Origin of the sequence: Amycolatopsis echigonensis, from assembly GCF_014174495.1 — a bacterium.
Lineage (GTDB): Bacteria > Actinomycetota > Actinomycetes > Mycobacteriales > Pseudonocardiaceae > Amycolatopsis > Amycolatopsis echigonensis.
Map to the genome: position 1 here is coordinate 12104 of NZ_JACJHR010000056.1, position 16760 is coordinate 28863.

Genomic DNA, 16760 nt, shown 5'->3' on the forward strand with positions numbered 1-16760 from the left:
CGCTCCGCTCCCTCCGTGAGGGACCCCTTCACGGACTCAGATTCCCTCAATGAGTCCTTCACGGACCCCGCCGCCGCCGCAACGCACCCACCGCCACATTGGGGTGCCACCCGCACGCCGCGAACCCCACGCGACCCCTACCCAAGCCGCGCACCCCACTCACCAACCGCCACCGACGCACCCAACAGTCGAGGCACCCACACCACCCCCGCACCCCGATACGAAGCCTCCCCTGCGGTCTGGGGGTGCTTGTCAAGGCATCTTTCCCGCCTTGACAAGCACCCCCAGACCGTCAGCACAATTAAGCTTCGGGGTGCCCCAACGAGGCCCACGTGCAACGTCGCCGCCAGGCGACGAGCCGAAAGGACCTAAGAACAACTCACCCCAACCGCCGCCCAAGATCCTCGCGGCCGTTCCACGCGGTCATCAACGCGTAAACCAAACACGTCACCAACGGCGCGGCCAGCACCACCCACCCGGTCTCGATCCGAGGCGCCTGCTCGAGCACCGCCCCCAACGCAGGCGGCGCGTCCACCGAATACTTCGAATTGGCGAACGCGGGCCCCATCTGCGTCCCCAGCCAAGCCGCCACCAACGCCCCGCCAGCAGCGGCCACCAGCACCACCGGCCCGCGCCGCTCCCGCAGGAACCACACCACCAGCCCGATCAGCAACCCGGTGGCCATCGCCAGAAACCCGAACACCGCCAGATCGTCGAACCGATGCCAGCTCTCCAACTCCAAAGGCGCCAGCTGGCCGTTCGTGCCGATCACCCGCACCCGCTCAGCCGGAGCCAGCAGAGACCACAGCCAGCCCATCGGAATCCCCAGCAACGCAGCCGTCGAGAGAACGCTCACCGCGGGCAGCAGATCAGCCTTCACCACCACGCGAGGACGCTGCGGCGGAAACAACACCGGCACCGACCAACCCTCAGCCACCGCTGACGACCGATGCGCCGCCTTGCCCGCGGAATCGACCACCCGAGGCTCCCTTCCCTGCGCGTGCGTTCCCTGCGAGTGTGCGGGACCGAGAGTAACTGGTTGTGCTCCGTTGTATGGCCGCGACTCCGTGTTGGATTGCCGCGACTCGGTGTTGGATTGCCGCGACTCCGTCGCGGCGGAGAAATCGCCTTTATCCGGTTTCTTCCCTCCCGATCCGCTCGGCCTGGGGGCCGAGCGGATCGCTCAGTCCAGAAACCGGGGCGATTTCTCGTGCCGGGCAAGTGAGGACGTCAAGTGCCGGAGCTGAGTGCGGGAAAGAAGGGTTAGTTCTGGGTGGAGGCGGCGGTGAAGGCTTCCGGGTCGAACTCTCCGCCGAACCACGGCGACAGGCCTTGGCGGGCTTGTTCGACGAAGGTGTCGGGGTCCGCGGCGCCCAGTCCGGCCGGGAGGGCGCCCAGCAAGGGAGCACCGGCGGCCACGGGGAGGTCGTGGAGGTTTTCCAGGGAGGCCAGGTCCGGATCAGCGGGCCAGGAGCCGATGATGACGCCCACGACGTTCAACCCGCGCCGAGTGGCGACCTCGGCGGTCAGGGCAGTCGTGTTGAGCGTGCCCAGTCCGGCTTGCGCGACGAGAACCACCGGCGCGCCCAGCGACCACGCGACATCCGCCAGCGTGCTCCCCTGCGGATCGAACCGCACCAGCAGCCCGCCCGCGCCCTCGACCAGGGTCAGATCGTGCTCCGCGTCCAGCTCGCTGGCCGCGGCGGCGATCTCGCCGGGCCCGACGGTCGGGAGCCCGGAGCGGCGGGACGCGGCTTCCGGCGACAGCGGATCCGGGTAGCGCCGCAGCTCGCGGATCGTCAGGTCCTTGCCTGCCATCCGCACCACCTCGGCGAGGTCGCCGTCCTCGCCGGGGAGCACGCCGGTCTGCGCGGGTTTCAGCACCGCGACGCGTTGCCCCTGCGCGAGGGCCAGCGCCGCGATCGCCGCGGTGGCGACCGTTTTGCCGACGTCGGTCCCGGTTCCGGTCATCACGAGCGTCGTCACGAGCCATCAAGATATTGACGTGCTCCCCGATGTCAACACTCGGGGTTCCCTCGCGCGCACCCGAGGGCGCGCGCGAGGGCCCGGGTCAGCCGGCCGGGGCCGCCGCGGGCGCTCCCGCGGCCACGAACTCGCCCTTCGCCGGGTCGGCCAGGTACACCTGCGCCGCGCCCACGTCGAAGTACAGCCCGGTCAGCGCCAGCTCGCCGCGCGCTTCCGCCTCGGCCACCCGCGGGTATTGCCGCAAATGCGTCAGCTGCTGCAGGACGTTGTGCAACGCCAGCCGGTCCGGTTCGCGCTCCGGCCGCTCCCCGTCGAGGGTCACCGCCCCGGCCCGCTTCCGGCTCGGTTCCGCGTGCACCAGCCAGGTCGCCAGGGCGGTGTCCGCGGGCGGACCGCTGGCCAGTGCGCCCATCGCACCGCACGAGGAGTGCCCGCACACCACGATTTCCCGCACCCCCAGCACCCCGACGGCGAATTCGATCGCCGCGTTGGTCGACGGATCGGCCTGTCCGGGCGGCACCAGGTTGCCGATGTTGCGGATGGTGAACAGATCGCCCGGACCGGACGTGGTGATCAGGTTCGGCACGATCCGCGAATCACCGCAAGTGATGAACAGCGTGTGCGGCTGCTGCGCGTGCGCGAGCCCGCTGAGGACGTCCTTCAGCAGCGGCGCGGCCCGGCGCTGGAACTCGGTCGCGCCCCGGTGGGTGCGCTGGCCAGGCACCCGCACGTCGGCGGCCTGCCAGGCCGACCACGGAGCCAGCCACCTCGGCATCGCACCGGCCGCCGCGGTGCGCTGGAGCGTCGGGCGGCCTTCCTTGCCCTTCGCGAACCACGGATGCCCGATCTCGTCGACGACCACGGTGCCGCCGGTCCGCTCATGCGCCTGCTGCCAGGCGGAGATGCTTTCGAACGCCGCGTGGTCGAGATAATCGGCGACCAGCTCCAGCGTCACCTTCGAGCCCGCCGGAATCGTGCCGAGCACCTTCGTCAGCCGCGGCACGGACAGGAACGTCAGCACGCCTTCGACAATCACGCGCCATTCGCCGCCGTGGCGCTCGGCATGCACGCCCGACCACACGGTCCGGCGCAGCATCAGCAGCACGGCCAGGACAATCCCGGCGAGCACCCCGGTCAGCAGGTCGAACACGACCACCCCGGCGACGGTCACCAGGTAGAGCGGCAGATCGCCGTGTCGCAGCACCTGCCGCAGATGTCCGGGATTGACCAGCTTCGCGCCGACGTGCACGAGCAGCCCGGCCAGCGCGGCCAGCGGGATCGACTTCAGCAGCCCGGCGAGCGCGACCACGAACACCAGCACCCAGACGCCGTGCAGGACGGCCGACGCCCGCGTGCGCGCCCCCGCCGCGACGTTGGTGGAACTGCGCACGATCACGCCGGTGACCGGCAGTCCGCCGAGCGCACCGGACACCATGTTCGCCGTGCCCTGGCCGATCAGTTCGCGGTTCAGGTCGGCGCGCGGGCCGTTCTGCAGTTTGTCGACCGCGACCGCGGACAGCAGGCTCTCGACGCTGGCGATCAGCGCGATCGTGAGCACCGCGACCGCGACCTGGCCCCATCCGCCGTCCGGCAGCTGCGGCGCGAAGCGGATCTGCAGCAGATCACCGGGCAGTTCGACGCGCGGCAGCGTCATCCCGGCGGCAACGGACACGAGCGTCGCGACGGCGATCGCGGCCAGCGGTCCGGGGATTTTCCTTACCGCTGAAGGAAGTTTGGGCCATCCCAGCAGAATGGCGAGGGTCAGGACGCCGATCAGCGCGGCGGCGTCGTGGTGCGCGGCGATCTGCGCGGGCAGCTGGGCGATGTTCTCCAGCGCCGAACTCTGCGCCTTTCCGCCGAGCAGCACGTGCAGCTGGCCGAGCACGATCGTGACGCCGATGCCGGCGAGCATCCCGTGCACGATCGCAGGAGAGATGGCCAGCGCGGCCCGCGCGACGCGGCTCAGGCCGAACAGGATCTGCAGCGCACCAGCGAGGACGGTGATCAGGCAGGTGACCGCCCAGCCGAAGGTGGAAATCGTCTCGGCCATCAGCACGGTCAGCCCGGCGGCGGGCCCGCTGACCTGCAGCGGAGAGCCGCCGAGGGCACCGGCGACCACACCGCCGACGACGGCGGCGATCAGGCCGGCGACGATCGGGGCGCCGGACGCGAGCGCGATCCCGAGCGAAAGCGGGACCGCGACGAGGAAGACCACGAGCGAGGCGGGCACGTCGTGGCGAAGCACGGCAAGTCGTCTCATGATCACCAGGAAACCGGCAACCCTGTGAAATGTCCGCTATGTACCACTCCACGGAGTGGATCTTTATCGAATAACCCACGATCAGGTTGCACAAATCGGACATATCCACTACAGGCGGCTAGGCCAAGCCCGAAGCAACCTCAGGCCTTCGCCGCGGCGGCCCGCATCGCCGACGTGACCACCTCCAGGTCGGCGTCGGTGCTGACGTACGGAGGCATCGCGTAGATCAGGTCCCGGAACGGTCGCAGCCAAGCACCTTCGGCCGTCACCACTTCGGTCGCGACGCCCAGGTCCACTTCGTGATCGAGCTGCAGCACGCCGATCGCGCCCAGCACCCGCACATCCACGACGTGCGGCAGCTCCCGAGCCGGTTCGAGTCCTTGCCGCAGCGCGGTTTCGATCCGGGCGACGTCGGCCTGCCATCGACCTTCAGCCAGCAAACCGAGCGAAGCGTTGGCGACCGCCGACGCCAGCGGATTTCCCATGAACGTCGGGCCGTGCGCGAGCACCGGCAGCTCGCCGCGCGTGATGCCGTCGGCGATTTCAGGCGTGCACAACGCGGCGGCCATCGTGAGGTAGCCGCCGGTGAGCGCCTTGCCGAGACACAGCACGTCGGGCGTCACGCCGGCGTGTTCGGCGGCGAAAAGCTTGCCGGTACGGCCGAATCCGGTCGCGATCTCGTCGAACACGAGCAGGACGTCGTGCTCACGAGTCACTTCGCGCAGCGCGCGCAGGTAACCGGGATGGTGAAACCGCATGCCGCCCGCGCCCTGCACCACCGGTTCCACGATCACCGCGGCCAGTTCGTCCGCGTGCTGATCGATCGCCTTCGCCAATTCGTCCACATAGGACTGATCGACCGGCGCGTCGAACCCGGGAGGCGGCACCGGCACGAAAACCTGTTCCGGCAGCACTCCGCGCCACAGCGAATGCATGCCGCCGTCCGGATCGCAGACGCTCATCGGCGTGAATGTGTCGCCGTGGTAGCCGCCGCGCCAGGTCAGCAGCCGGTGTTTGCCGGGCAGCCCGCGGGAACGCTGGTACTGCAGGCACATTTTCACCGCGACCTCGACCGAAACCGAACCCGAATCGCACAGGAACACGTGCTCGAGCCCGTCCGGGGTCATCTCGACCAGGGTTTTCGCGAGCGTGATCGCCGGTTCGTGGGTCAGGCCGCCGAACATCACGTGGCTCATCCGCCCGGCCTGCCGCGCCAGCGCCGCGTCGAGCACCGGGTTCCGGTAGCCGTGCACCGCCGCCCACCAGGACGACATGCCGTCGACCAGTTCTCGCCCGTCGGCGAGCTTCAATCGCACCCCGCTCGCCTCTTCCACGAGCAGGGGCGGCACGCGGCCCGGCATCGGCGCGTAGGGATGCCAGACGTGCGCGGCGTCGAGAGCGAGGAGATCGGCAGCACTGGGTTCCACCCGCCGACCCTAACCGGGCGGCGGGCGGCTCCGCAGTGACCGCCGCTACGCCCCGTTCGGCCGGACCGGCAGCGCCAGCACGCCGTGCACCAGCGAACTCGGCCGGTAGACAATGCTCTCGGCCGGCACCGCGAGGCTGAGTTTCGGGAACCTCGCCAGCAGCGAGCCCAGCGCGATCTGCGCCTCCAGCCGGGCCAGCGGCGCGCCGACGCAGTAGTGGATGCCGTGCCCGAACGCGAGGTGCCCGCCGGGCGGGCGCGTGACGTCGAGCGTGTCCGGGTCGGGGAACTTCTCCGGGTCCCGGTTGGCCGACAGCAGGGAGATCTGCAGGAACTCGTCGGCCGGGATGGTGGTGCCGCCCGCCTCGACGTCCTCGACCGTATAGCGCAGCGTCGCGAAGTTGATCGGCCCGTCGAACCGGAGGAATTCCTCGACCGCGCCGGGCATCAAGCTCGGGTCAGCGCGCAGTTTCTCCGCCTGTTCGGGCGCGCGCAGCAACGCGAACGTGGCGTTGGCGATCAGGTTGACCGTGGTCTCGTGCCCGGCGACCAGCAGCAGGAACGCCATCGAGATCAGTTCGTTCTCGTCGAGCGAATCGCCTTCGTCGCTCGCGTGCACGAGGTCGGACAGCAGATCCTCGGCCGGCTCGGCGCGCTTGCTCGCGACCAGTTGCTGCAGGTAGTTCTGCATGGCCCGCGCCGCGGCGGCTTGGGACTCCTGGTCCATCGCGAACGACAGCAGCGTGTGCGACCAGGCGGTGAACTCGCTGCGGTCTTCGACGCGCACGCCGAGCAACTCGCAGATCACCGTGATCGGCAATGGCTCGGCGAACGCCTGCACCAGGTCGATCTCGTCGTGCCGGGCCATCTCGTCCAGCAGCGCATCGGCGATCTCCTGGATCCGCGGCCGCAGCCGGGCGACGGTGCGGGCGGTGAACGCCTTGTTCACGAGCTTGCGCAGCCGGGTGTGGACCGGCGGGTCGCTGTTGAGCATGTGCCGGGTGAGCAGAGTGCCGAAGTCAGGCCCCTGGATGTCCTGGCCGACCTTCGCCGCGATCACCCGCTGCACGTCCGTGCTGTCCTTGCTGACCCGCGGATCGTTGAGCAGCTCGCGCGCCTGCTCGTATCCGGTGACCAGGTAGGACGGAATGCCGCGCCCGGCGGTAATCGGGCACACCGCACCGGATTCGCGCCGCCGCGCCAGCCATTCGTGCGTGCTCTGCCACAATTCCTCGCCCGCGAAAGGGAGTTCCCCGGTTCGTTCGTCGACGCTCACTGATTGGCCCCCAGTGCAGTTCGGTCAGCGTTCGGCCAATGCCGCCTCGACGCGCTCGACCACCTGCTTCCAATATGCCCGCTGCTCGGCCTTTTCCGCCACGTCCGCCAGCCGCTCCTGGCGGATCTTGAGCGTGCTGCGCTTGCCGAGGTCCGCGACCTCGAGCTCCAGCAGGGAATCGTGGTCCCAGTCCGTCGGACGCCAGGTGAGCCGCAAGCGGTCCTCGGAATAGCTGCGGATTTCGCCGGTCGTGCCGTGTTCGGTCTCGTATCCGGCCCCGCGTTCGCGCGGCAGCTCGACGCCAGGGCCCAGCCAGATCTCCACGCCGTCCCCCACCAAGAACTCCCACACCCGGCTGCCCGGGTACGGCATCGTGCGGGAAACGGCTGTCTCCCAACCACTCCGTCCGGTCTTGCCCGCCTCGTTGGCCATGCCGCCATCATGGCATCGGGGACCGACGGAAACCGGTGCGGGATCATGCGATCGTGCGCTACCGCCCCATCTCCCCCGACGCCCTCGCCGCCGAGCTGACCGAGCGCGTCAACGCGCTTACCCAGCGCCGACGAATCGCCGTCGCGATCGACGGTGCGGCGGGAACGGGCCCGCTCGCCGAGGCGCTGATCGACCCGCTGAAGCTGCTCGGCCGGGCCGCGCTGCGCGTGCCCGCGGCCGGATTTTTGCGACCAGCGTCACTCCGTTTCGAGCACGGGAAACGGAATCCGGATGCGCGGTATACCGATTGGCTCGATTTAGGCGGTCTGCGCCGGGAAGTCCTGGACCCGCTCGCCGACGACGGAAGCGGCGAAGTGCTGCCCGCGCTGTGGGACGCCGAACGCGACCGGGCGACCCGGCTGCCGCGCGTCCCGGTCCCGGACCGCGGCGTCGTCCTGGTCGACGGGGAATTCTTGCTGGGCGCGGGATTGGCGTTCGATTTCGTGGTGCATTTGTGGCTTTCGCCGGGTGCGCTGCGCCGTCGCGTGCCGGACGAATGGGCGCTGCCCGCTTTCGAACGCTACGAAAACGAAGTCGATCCCAGCGCCCTCGCGGACGTCGTGGTCCGCGTGGACGACCCGCGCCACCCGGCGATTTACGAACCCTGACCGGGGATCAGCGCACCGCCACCGGATCGCCGTCCAGGAGAGCCGAGAGCCGGTGCGCCATCGTGTCCCAGCGCCAGCTCTCGCCGACCCAGGAACGGCCCGCCTCGCCCATCCTGCGGGCCCGGACCGGGTCGGACAGCAGGGCCGAGAGAGTTTCCGCCAGCTGGCCCGGGTCGCGGCCGTCGACTACGTGGCCGGTCACCTCGTCCAGCACCGCCTCCGGAGCGCCGCCGGACATGCCCGCGACCACCGGCAGCCCGGTCGCCGACGCCTCCAGGTAGACGATGCCGAGCCCTTCCACATCGAGCCCTTTGCCCCGCGTGCGGGCAGGCATCGCGAAGACGTCGCCCGCGTTGTAGTGCGCGGGCAGTTCCTCCCAGGGCACCGAGCCAGTGAAGACCACGTCGTCGGTCACGCCGAGCGCCGCGGCCAGCTGAGTGAGGCGCTTGCGATACGGGCCGCCGCCGACGAGGAGCAGCGCCGCGCCGGGCACGCGCTCGCGGATCGCGGGCAGCGCGGAGATCAGCATGTCCTGGCCCTTGCGTGGAACGAGCCGCGAAACGCACACGACGGTCGGCCGGTCGCCGAGCCCGTGCCGAGCGCGGATTTCCTCCCGACCGGCCGGGTCCGGGGCGAAAACCGTGGTGTCGACGCCGCTCGGCAGCATTTCCAGCCCAGCATGCCGACCGAACGCGGCGGCGAACCGGCTACGCGTGTACTTGCTGACGTACGTGACGACGTCGACCGTCTCGCCGATGCGCCGCAGCGCTTGCCGCGAGCCCGGCAGCATCGACCAGCCGACTTCGTGCCCATGCGTGGACGCGACGATCCGGCGCGCGCCTGCCTGCCGCAGCGAGTGGCCCAGCAGAGCGAGCGGGGCGGCCGCGCCGAACCAGACCGCCTCGCAGTCGCGGGCGCGCATGATCTCCTTCGCGCGGCGCAGGACGTCGGGCGTGGGCAGCATCAGCGACGTCGGATGACGGACCACTTCGAACGGCGCGGCCGCGTCGAACTCGACGTGCGAACCGCTGCTGCGCTCCCAGGACGGCGCGTAGACGACGAGGTCGTCCGCGGGCAGCCGAGTGGCCAGCGAATTGAGGTAATTCTGGATGCCCCCAGGGCGCGGCGGGAAGTCGTTCGTCACGAGCAGGGTCCTCAGCACCCCCGCAGGCTACCGACGAGCGCTTGTCGTCGGAGACGACACCGGCGCGGCACCGCCCCGGCGACAGCGAGAACGACCAGTCAAGCGACCCGGCGCGCCCACGGACTGGTTCAGAAGCAACGACACCTCGACCACGTCACCAGCAACACCGGGGCAACACCGCATTCGCGGTGCCGCCCCGGCGACAGCGAGAACGTCCGGTCAAACGACCCAGCGCGGCCACCTACCGGCTCAGCAGCAACGAACCTCGACCTGCGCATCCGGCGAACAGCCCACACAAAACACCGGGGCGGCACCGCATGTGCGGCACCGCCCCGGCGGAAGCGAGAACGTCCGGTCAGGCGACCCGGCGCGCGCCCACGTACTGGCTCAGCAGCGGCGAGACCTTGACGACGTCGCCGCTGGTTGGCGCGTGCACCATCATCCCGTTGCCGATGTACATGCCCACGTGCGAAACCGGCGAGTAGTAGAACACCAGGTCGCCGGGCTGCAGCTGGCTGCGCGGAACCGGCGTGCCGGTGGTGCTCTGCTGCTCGCTCGACCGCGGCAGCGAGATGCCGGCCTGCTTGTAGGCCCACTGCATCAGGCCCGAGCAGTCGTACGAATCCGGTCCGGTCGCGCCCCACACGTAGGGCTTGCCCCGCTGGCTCAGCGCCGCCTGGACCGCCGCCGCGGCGGCGGGGCCCGCGTTCGCGAGGTCCACCGAGATGTCGCCGCCGGTGTCCTTCTGCGCGTTGCGGTCGGACTGGCTCAGCAGCGGCTGGGTCTTCTTCAGCTCGGCGACCTGGTCGTCGAGCGTCTTCTTCTTGGCGGTGATGTCGTCGGTCAGCTTCGCCGCGGCGTCGCGCGCCGCGGTGGCCCGCTGCGCGGCGTCGGCGGCCAGCTTCTCGGCGGCGTTGGCCTGGTCGACCGCGCCCTGGAGCTTCTCGAGCGCGGCGGCCTTCTGCCCGGCGATCTGGTCGAGCGCCGAGGAACGGTCGAGGAACTCCTGCGTCGACGTGCCGGCAAGGAGCGCGGACAGCTTGTTCATCTGCACGCCGGACAGGAACGACGCGTTCGCGAACTTGTCGACGTCGACCTTGTACTTCTTCACGTTCTCGGCGGCCTGCGCGGAGAGGTTGTGAGCGTTGGCGACGTCTCCGTTGGCCTTGTCGAGGTCGCCCTGCCGGGCGGCGAGGTCGTCCTTCGCTTTGAGGAGATCCTCGTTCGCCTTCTCCGCCTGCGCCGCGAGGTCGCGGTACTTGGCGAGAGCGTCCGAACCGGAGTCCGGCGGGGCCTGGAGGACGGGGAGGGGGGAAGCGGCTGCGGTGCCCGCAGGCTGCGCCGCGGTGACGATCGCGATCACCGAGGCGGCCGCGAGGGCGCCTGACACCACGCGCTTGACTGGATGCGACTGCACGGCCGCGCGGGTCTCCTTTGCTCGTCGGGCCGCCGTGGCCGGAACCCCGGGCGCGGAAGAGGTCGGGGGCCCTCTTCGCGCACGCTGTCCGTCCGCGTTCCGGCCGTCGTGTTCCACAACAGCTTTTCCGCGCACGGTGTTTGGTTCCGGTCCTGACTCCCCGACAAAGCCGAACCGGCGGCGATCCCGCGTCGCCGTCGTTCGACGGCTGCCTGGCGCGAGATCTCGGCTAGGTTACGAAAAGACCTTCGGCGCGTCCACCGGGCCCCCCGTAAAAACTCTCCGTAGTCCGGCGAAACACCATCGGACCAGCACGGCAGCTGGATGTGACTTAGGTCATACGCTGCGGCAGCTCAAACGAGCCTCTCGACTACTTACCGTTCACCGCACCCCAGCGACCGCTCGGCGAGCCAGTGTCACCCACTGGTGTCACGCCGACCTACTGTCAGTCTCCGGAACCAGGCGCAGCCGAGGCACCATCCCCGCCTCGGCGAGCGCGTCGACAGCCCGCCGCTCGTCCGCGTCCCAGACGAGGCCGACCGGCGGCCCGAGCAGCACGCTGACCACGCAATCGGCACACGCCGCCCCGCGCACCGCACACCGGTCGCAGTCGACGACGAACGTGTCGATGTCCTCGACCGCGACGTCCACCGCACCGGCTGGCCGCCGCTCTTCCCGGAGGGAGGCAACGGGTTTCGTGCTCCGTGGCGCTCCCGCGCGCCGCCGCATCGAGCGCCGAGGCTCGGCGAGGTCGGCGACTTCGCCTGGCGAGTCCGCGGACGCCTGTTCATCCAGCCGCACCTGCTCCGCGCTCAGCGAACCCGCCGCCTCTCCGCTCGGCTGTGTCTCCGCACCGATCCCCTCGCCGTGCCGCCGCAGAGCACCAGCCGCGCCCGGCTCCTTTCCGTCGGAACCAGCCGAAACGCCGCTTTCCCGGCGCGCTTCGAGGTCCCGGTCCCGTGCCTCGGCCGTGGCCGGACTCACCCCAGTGGCAAGACTCACCATCGGATCCGCCCCACCCGGGTGACCGCCCCGGTCCGGCGGCCGAGACCGTTCCGCCGCCGCGCCCGCACCCCGGCCCGATCCCCCGGACCGGCCTCAGCACGAACTCCCGCGCTCCCGCCGTCCGGGTTCGCCCGCACGCCGGAACCAGTCCCGAACCGCTCCTGCTTGTTCTCGCCCATTGCCGAGCCTCCGTCCGTCCGCGAGGCTCCCGGACCGCTTCCGGGAATCGCCTCGGGACAAACGGTAGGAAGCACCACCGACAATTTCGGACGCCCGCACGTCGGGCAGGATCAGACTCGACCCAATCGGCTGACCAGCACCGCCGCCGGAGCGGGATGCGCACCGGCCGCGCGGACCGAGTCCGCCACCGCCCGGTCGGACGTCGCGACGACCATCGGACGGCCCTTCGGCTCGGCCGCGACCAGAGACCGGATCACGTCGTCGGCAAGCACGCCACGCTCGGAAAACAGCACTCGCACCCCGCGCGGCACCGCGGCGGGCACCGACAGCACGCCGGCCCCGTCGAACACCACCGTGACCTCCGCCGACGTGCGCGCCGCCAGCGCCGAAAGCTGATGCACCAGCCGGTCCCGCTGATCGGCCAGCGCCAGTTCCGGATAACCCGTTTTAGTGACGTTGTAGCCGTCCACGATGAGATGGACGTTCGGCAGCGCCAGATGCCGGTCGAGCGCCGTGACGTCCTGGATCCGCCCGCCCGGGCCGAGTCCGGACCGCGCGCCGCTCACCATGTCGGCGGGTCGTGCGCCGCGGTCGCCCAAAGCGAGTTCGCGGCGCAGGCCGTGCACGGCGCCGTCGATCGTGTCCACGAGCAACGCCAGCCGGACCTCGTCCGCCTCCCTGGCCTCGCGCGCCGACTGCCGGGCCATCTCGGCGTCCGCCACCGCCCGCTCGGCACGTGTGCGTTCCGCGGCGACCCGGCGGCGTTCCCGATCGAGCTGCGCGTTCAGCATCTCGATCTCGCGTTCCCGCGTCGCTCCTCCGTCGGCCAGCTCGGCCCGCGCCGCCTCGGCCGCGTCCTTCGCCTGCCGCAGCTGCACGCCCTGCTCACGCAGCCGGCGCAGCAGCTTCTCGACCTCGGCCTCGCGTTCGCCTCGGGCGCTCTCGACCGCCGCGCGCGCCTCTTCCAGCTCGGCCCGCAGATCGGCGATTTCGGCTTCCAGACGTTGATTCCGGGCCAGCGCCGCGTCCCGCTCAGCGCGCAGCGCGGTTTCCTCGGCGTTCTTCGCGACCAGCCGGACGCGTCCGGCCGCGCCGGATTCGCCGAGCAGCACCGCGGCGGCAGCTGCCGCGACGGAGTCCGAAACGTTCGGGTCCAGCGCGTCGGTCCGGTGCTCTCGCAGCCACTCCAGGACCGCGGTCCGGAACTGCGCGGAGTCCCCCAACGCGGTCAGCAGCGCGGTGCCGCCGAGCTTCGCACGCTTGGCCGGGGCGAACTTCGCGACCGGCCGCAGCTGCCGCGGCACGTCCGCGACCGGCAGTTTCGCGACCGCGGCCGCGGCCAGTTCGGCGATCCGCTCGCGCACCGCCTCCGGCAGGCTCGTCCACGTCGCCGGTTCCGGACACGTCCCCGCTTCCGGGGCCTCCGCGTCCTCGTCCGCCCGCGCCGGAACCGCCGAGGGGCCGACGGCCTCCTCGGTTTCCTCCGGTTCGACGGGCTGGGGGTGCATTGGTCCAGGGTAGGCCCCGCCGCCGGATCCCGCGCCGCACCGGCCCGTTCCGCTGGTCACCATCGGGCCACGGGCGGTGCGCGCGAAGATTGTCGGTGGTCGGTCCTACTGTGCGCGATCATGGAGACCCGACCGAGGCCGGACCAGGCTCAGCTGGCGTTCGACGAGCTCGGCACCCCGCTGCGGGACACCACGTTCGTCGTCTTCGACCTCGAGACCACCGGCACCAAACCAGGCCCGGACGGGATCACCGAGATCGGCGCGGTCAAAGTCCGCGCCGGTCAGGTGCTGGGCGAGTTCGCGACGCTGGTCAACCCGGGCACGCCGATCCCGCCGCAGATCGTCGAACTGACCGGGATCACGCAGGCGATGGTCTACGACGCGCCGCGGATCGAACGCGTGCTGCCGGCCTTTCTGGAATTCATCGGCGGCGCCGTGCTGGTCGCCCACAACTCCGGCTTCGACACCAGCTTCATGAAGGCGGCCTGCGAGGGGCACGGCTACGTCTGGCCGCGCCCGACCGTCGTCTGCACGGTGAAGCTCGCGCGCCGCGTCATCCCGCGCGAAGAAGCACGCAGCTACCGGTTGTCGTCGCTGTCCATGCTGCTCGGCGCGCGCACCCGGCCGACGCACCGCGCGCTCGACGACGCCCGCGCCACCACCGACGTCCTGCACGCGCTGCTGGAGCGCGTCGGCAACCTCGGCGTGCACACCGTCGAGGAGCTGATCGACTACCTCCCGGACGTCACGCCGGCCCAGCGCCGCAAGCGAAACCTCGCTGCCGACCTCCCGTCGCGGCCCGGCGTGTACCTCTTCAAGGGACCGCGCGACGAAGTCCTGTACGTCGGCACCGCGCGCGACCTGAGACGACGCGTGCGGACGTATTTCACCGGTTCGGAGAGCCGGGGCCGGATCCGGGAAATGGTCGCGCTGGCGGAGCGCGTGGACGCCATCGAGTGCGCGCACTCCCTCGAAGCCGAGATCCGCGAACTGCGCCTGATCGCCGCGCATCGGCCGGCGTACAACCGGCGCTCGAAAAATCCGCACCACGGCTGGTGGATCAGCCTCACCGACGAAGCCTTTCCGCGGCTTTCCGTGGTGCGCCTGCCGCGCGCGGGCACGCTCGGGCCGTTCCGCAGCCAGGCCGACGCGCGCACCGCCGCCGACACCCTCGCCGACGCCTCCGGTCTGCGCACCTGCACCCAGCGCATCTCCGCCACCTCCGCGTCCGGCACGCCGTGTGTCCTGGCCGAACTCGGCCGCTGCGGGGCCCCGTGCGCGGGCAGGCAGACCGTCGCCGAGTACTCCCCCGCCGTGGAGGCCGCCCGCGGACTGATCGCCGGTCACGACGGCCGTCCGTTGCACCTGGCCGCGGCGAGGCTGGAGGAGATGTCGGCACGAAGGCATTACGAACAGGCCGCCCGCCACCGCGACGAACTGGCTGGGCTCGTCCGCGCCGTCGGCCGCGCGCACCGGCAGGCCGCGCTCGCGTCGGTCGCGGAGCTCATCGCCGCCGCCCCGGACGGCAACGGCGGCTGGGAACTGTCCGTCATCCGCTACGGCAGACTCGCCTCCGCCGGGGTCGCCCGCCGCGGGGTCCCGCCGATGCCGGTGGTCGAATCCCTCGTCGCCGCGGGCGAAACCGTGCTGCCCGGCGACGGTCCGCTGCGCGGTGCCCCCGGCGAGGAAGTCGGAATCCTGCTGCGCTGGCTCGCCCGCCCCGGCACCCGGCTCGTCCGCACCACGCGGCCGTGGGCCGAGCCCGCCGCTGTCGCCGGTTGGCAGTCCTGGCTCGCGCGAGTGGCCGATGCCCGCTCCCTCGAACACGTCGCCGGATGAAGCGCCCCGCGGCGGACGAGGCCGGGGGGCCGTCAGGGAACCTCCGCCGACGTCCCGCCCCATGACCGGGACGGGCCGACCGGCGGCCGGAATCGGGGTCGTTGTCCAGGCAGATAGCGACGAAACGGGCACTTCGCGGAACCTGGTGTCCTTTGTGGACATTCAGCGGCCGGTGAGACCGCTCCGCTCAAGGTCCCTGACGTTGACGTCCCGCCCGCGCCGGGACCGAACACGTCGCGGCCTGAGACGCCCCGCTGCGGCGTGCTCGGGCGCGTTCCCGGCTACGATCGCGCTCGTCGGTTACCGCCAGGAAGTGGGAGGAACGCTGTGATCACGGCGATCGTGCTGATCAACGTAGAGGCCGAGGAGATCCCGCAGGCCGCGCAGGCGATCGCGGACCTCGACCAGGTGTCCGAGGTCTACTCGTGCGCAGGGGACGTCGACCTCATCGCCACCGTGCGCGTGCAGGCCCACGAAGACCTCGCGGACCTGATCCCCGGCCGGATCGGCAAGGTCCGCGGCGTGCTCGACACCGTCACCCACATCGCGTTCCGGTCCTACTCGCGGGCCGACACCGACTCCGCGTTCGAGATCGGCGTCGAAGGAGCCTGAGCCGCCGGGAATTGTCCTGCCCCCGGGCTAACGTCCGGGGCATGACGGCACCGCGGCTGGCCGAGGTCACCAGGGACAACGTGAGCGCGGCCTGCGATCTGTCGGTGGCACCGCACCAACAGGGTTACGTGGCCCCGGTCGACCGCTCGCTGGCCGAGGCCTGCACCCAGCCGGACGTCGCCTGGCCGAGGCTGGTCTACGCCGGAGACAACCTCGTCGGGTTCGTCATGGCCGCCTTCGATCCGGGCTGTCCGATCGACTACTTCCGCTGCGGCATCTGGCTGGCCATCGCGGCCGAGCACCAAAAGAAGGGCTACGGGAAGTTCGCCGTCGAAGCGGTCCTGGCCGAAGCACGCCGCCGCGGAGCCGAATCGGCGACGGTGCTCTGGGCGCCCGGCGAGCACAGCCCTGAGCCGTTCTATCTGCGGCTGGGATTCCAGCCCACCGGCCAGCTCCACGAAGGCGAGGTCGTCGCCCGCATCCGGCTCTGAACCCCGCGGACCGCGCTACCGTTTTCGCATGACGACCCCGAGACTGGTCGAAGTCACGGTCGACAATGTGGAAGACGCCTGCGATCTCAAAGTGGCGAAACACCAGCGGGACTACGTAGCCCCGGTCGCCTGCTCGCTCGCCGAAGCCTATGTCCGGTACGACGTCGCCTGGCCGAGGCTGATCTACGCCGGGAAGAAACTCGTCGGCTTCGTCATGGCCGCCTTCGACCCGGACAACCCGACCGACTACTACCGCACCTATCTGTGGCGGCTGAACATCGCCGCCAAACACCAGAAAAAAGGCTACGGCCGATTCGCGGTCGAAGCGGTTCTGGCCGAAGCTCGCCGCCGCGACGCCGAATCCGTGACGGTCAGCTGGATGCCGGGCAAGCACAGCCCCGGCCCCTTCTACCTGCGGCTGGGCTTCCAGCCGACCGGCGAAATGGACGACGACGAGATCGTCGCCCGCATCCGGCTCTGAAAACGCCGACGCACCAGCAAGAAGGCCCCTCCCTC

At 70.7% G+C, this 16760-nt stretch carries 16 protein-coding genes; 5 read left to right on the top strand and 11 right to left on the bottom strand.

Features of this window, described 5'->3' with window-relative positions:
* Positions 1-379 precede the first annotated feature (379 nt).
* The 6 genes from H5411_RS31035 to H5411_RS31060 all read right to left on the bottom strand — a co-directional run bounded on the left by H5411_RS31035 (position 380) and on the right by H5411_RS31060 (position 7380).
* Positions 380-979 (bottom strand): DUF2567 domain-containing protein, encoded by a 600-nt coding sequence (locus H5411_RS31035; protein ID WP_101434982.1) that lies wholly within the window; start codon positions 977-979, stop codon positions 380-382.
* A 284-nt stretch (positions 980-1263) separates the two neighbouring features.
* The gene (gene bioD, locus H5411_RS31040; RefSeq protein ID WP_183125877.1) at positions 1264-1986 is read right to left on the bottom strand and encodes a dethiobiotin synthase; all 723 of its coding nucleotides are present in this window, start codon (positions 1984-1986) and stop codon (positions 1264-1266) included.
* 85 nt (positions 1987-2071) lie between these two features.
* Positions 2072-4246 carry a SulP family inorganic anion transporter gene (locus tag H5411_RS31045; RefSeq protein ID WP_183125878.1) on the bottom strand — a complete coding sequence of 725 codons (2175 nt, stop codon included), beginning with the start codon at positions 4244-4246 and terminating at the stop codon, positions 2072-2074.
* Between the two features lie 140 nt (positions 4247-4386).
* Entirely contained in the window at positions 4387-5673 is a 1287-nt protein-coding gene (locus tag H5411_RS31050) for an adenosylmethionine--8-amino-7-oxononanoate transaminase (protein WP_183125879.1), read from the bottom strand.
* A 45-nt stretch (positions 5674-5718) separates the two neighbouring features.
* Entirely contained in the window at positions 5719-6948 is a 1230-nt protein-coding gene (locus H5411_RS31055) for a cytochrome P450 family protein (protein ID WP_183125880.1), read from the bottom strand.
* A 24-nt stretch (positions 6949-6972) separates the two neighbouring features.
* The gene (locus tag H5411_RS31060) at positions 6973-7380 is read right to left on the bottom strand and encodes an SRPBCC domain-containing protein (RefSeq protein WP_183125881.1); all 408 of its coding nucleotides are present in this window, start codon (positions 7378-7380) and stop codon (positions 6973-6975) included.
* Positions 7381-7433: 53 nt separating this feature from the next.
* Between H5411_RS31060 and H5411_RS31065 the strand changes: the two genes are divergently transcribed.
* Positions 7434-8048 carry a nucleoside/nucleotide kinase family protein gene (locus H5411_RS31065; RefSeq protein WP_183125882.1) on the top strand — a complete coding sequence of 205 codons (615 nt, stop codon included), beginning with the start codon at positions 7434-7436 and terminating at the stop codon, positions 8046-8048.
* A 7-nt stretch (positions 8049-8055) separates the two neighbouring features.
* On the opposite strand, the gene H5411_RS31070 is transcribed toward H5411_RS31065, so the two are convergent.
* The 5 genes from H5411_RS31070 to H5411_RS31090 all read right to left on the bottom strand — a co-directional run bounded on the left by H5411_RS31070 (position 8056) and on the right by H5411_RS31090 (position 13302).
* Positions 8056-9210, bottom strand: a complete 1155-nt coding sequence (locus H5411_RS31070) for a glycosyltransferase family 4 protein (protein ID WP_183125883.1) — start codon at positions 9208-9210, stop codon at positions 8056-8058.
* Between the two features lie 337 nt (positions 9211-9547).
* Positions 9548-10609 (bottom strand): C40 family peptidase, encoded by a 1062-nt coding sequence (locus tag H5411_RS31075; protein ID WP_183125884.1) that lies wholly within the window; start codon positions 10607-10609, stop codon positions 9548-9550.
* A gap of 429 nt (positions 10610-11038) precedes the next feature.
* Positions 11039-11260: a hypothetical protein gene (locus H5411_RS49845; RefSeq protein WP_037358162.1), complete on the bottom strand. Its 222-nt coding sequence runs from the start codon at positions 11258-11260 to the stop codon at positions 11039-11041.
* A gap of 347 nt (positions 11261-11607) precedes the next feature.
* Positions 11608-11793, bottom strand: coding sequence for a hypothetical protein (locus tag H5411_RS31085; protein ID WP_183125885.1), 186 nt, complete (start codon positions 11791-11793; stop codon positions 11608-11610).
* A 111-nt stretch (positions 11794-11904) separates the two neighbouring features.
* The gene (locus H5411_RS31090) at positions 11905-13302 is read right to left on the bottom strand and encodes an NYN domain-containing protein (RefSeq protein WP_183125886.1); all 1398 of its coding nucleotides are present in this window, start codon (positions 13300-13302) and stop codon (positions 11905-11907) included.
* 120 nt (positions 13303-13422) lie between these two features.
* Between H5411_RS31090 and H5411_RS31095 the strand changes: the two genes are divergently transcribed.
* The 4 genes from H5411_RS31095 (at position 13423) to H5411_RS31110 (ending at position 16725) form a co-directional block, all read left to right on the top strand.
* Positions 13423-15141 carry a DEDD exonuclease domain-containing protein gene (locus H5411_RS31095; RefSeq protein WP_183125887.1) on the top strand — a complete coding sequence of 573 codons (1719 nt, stop codon included), beginning with the start codon at positions 13423-13425 and terminating at the stop codon, positions 15139-15141.
* Between the two features lie 327 nt (positions 15142-15468).
* Entirely contained in the window at positions 15469-15753 is a 285-nt protein-coding gene (locus H5411_RS31100; RefSeq protein ID WP_009074830.1) for an Lrp/AsnC family transcriptional regulator, read from the top strand.
* A 41-nt stretch (positions 15754-15794) separates the two neighbouring features.
* Positions 15795-16244, top strand: coding sequence for a GNAT family N-acetyltransferase (locus tag H5411_RS31105; protein WP_183125888.1), 450 nt, complete (start codon positions 15795-15797; stop codon positions 16242-16244).
* A 28-nt stretch (positions 16245-16272) separates the two neighbouring features.
* Positions 16273-16725 carry a GNAT family N-acetyltransferase gene (locus H5411_RS31110; protein ID WP_101434992.1) on the top strand — a complete coding sequence of 151 codons (453 nt, stop codon included), beginning with the start codon at positions 16273-16275 and terminating at the stop codon, positions 16723-16725.
* Positions 16726-16760 lie beyond the last annotated feature (35 nt).

Bases quoted from the DNA above. Each gene is read 5' to 3' on its own strand.
- H5411_RS31090 (WP_183125886.1), bottom strand. From the start codon at position 13,302: ATGCACCCCCAGCCCGTCGAACCGGAGGAAACCGAGGAGGCCGTCGGC.
- H5411_RS31045 (WP_183125878.1), bottom strand. From the start codon at position 4,246: ATGAGACGACTTGCCGTGCTTCGCCACGACGTGCCCGCCTCGCTCGTG.
- H5411_RS31085 (WP_183125885.1), bottom strand. From the start codon at position 11,793: ATGGGCGAGAACAAGCAGGAGCGGTTCGGGACTGGTTCCGGCGTGCGG.
- H5411_RS31110 (WP_101434992.1), top strand. From the start codon at position 16,273: ATGACGACCCCGAGACTGGTCGAAGTCACGGTCGACAATGTGGAAGAC.
- H5411_RS31105 (WP_183125888.1), top strand. From the start codon at position 15,795: ATGACGGCACCGCGGCTGGCCGAGGTCACCAGGGACAACGTGAGCGCG.
- H5411_RS31095 (WP_183125887.1), top strand. From the start codon at position 13,423: ATGGAGACCCGACCGAGGCCGGACCAGGCTCAGCTGGCGTTCGACGAG.
- H5411_RS31060 (WP_183125881.1), bottom strand. From the start codon at position 7,380: ATGGCCAACGAGGCGGGCAAGACCGGACGGAGTGGTTGGGAGACAGCC.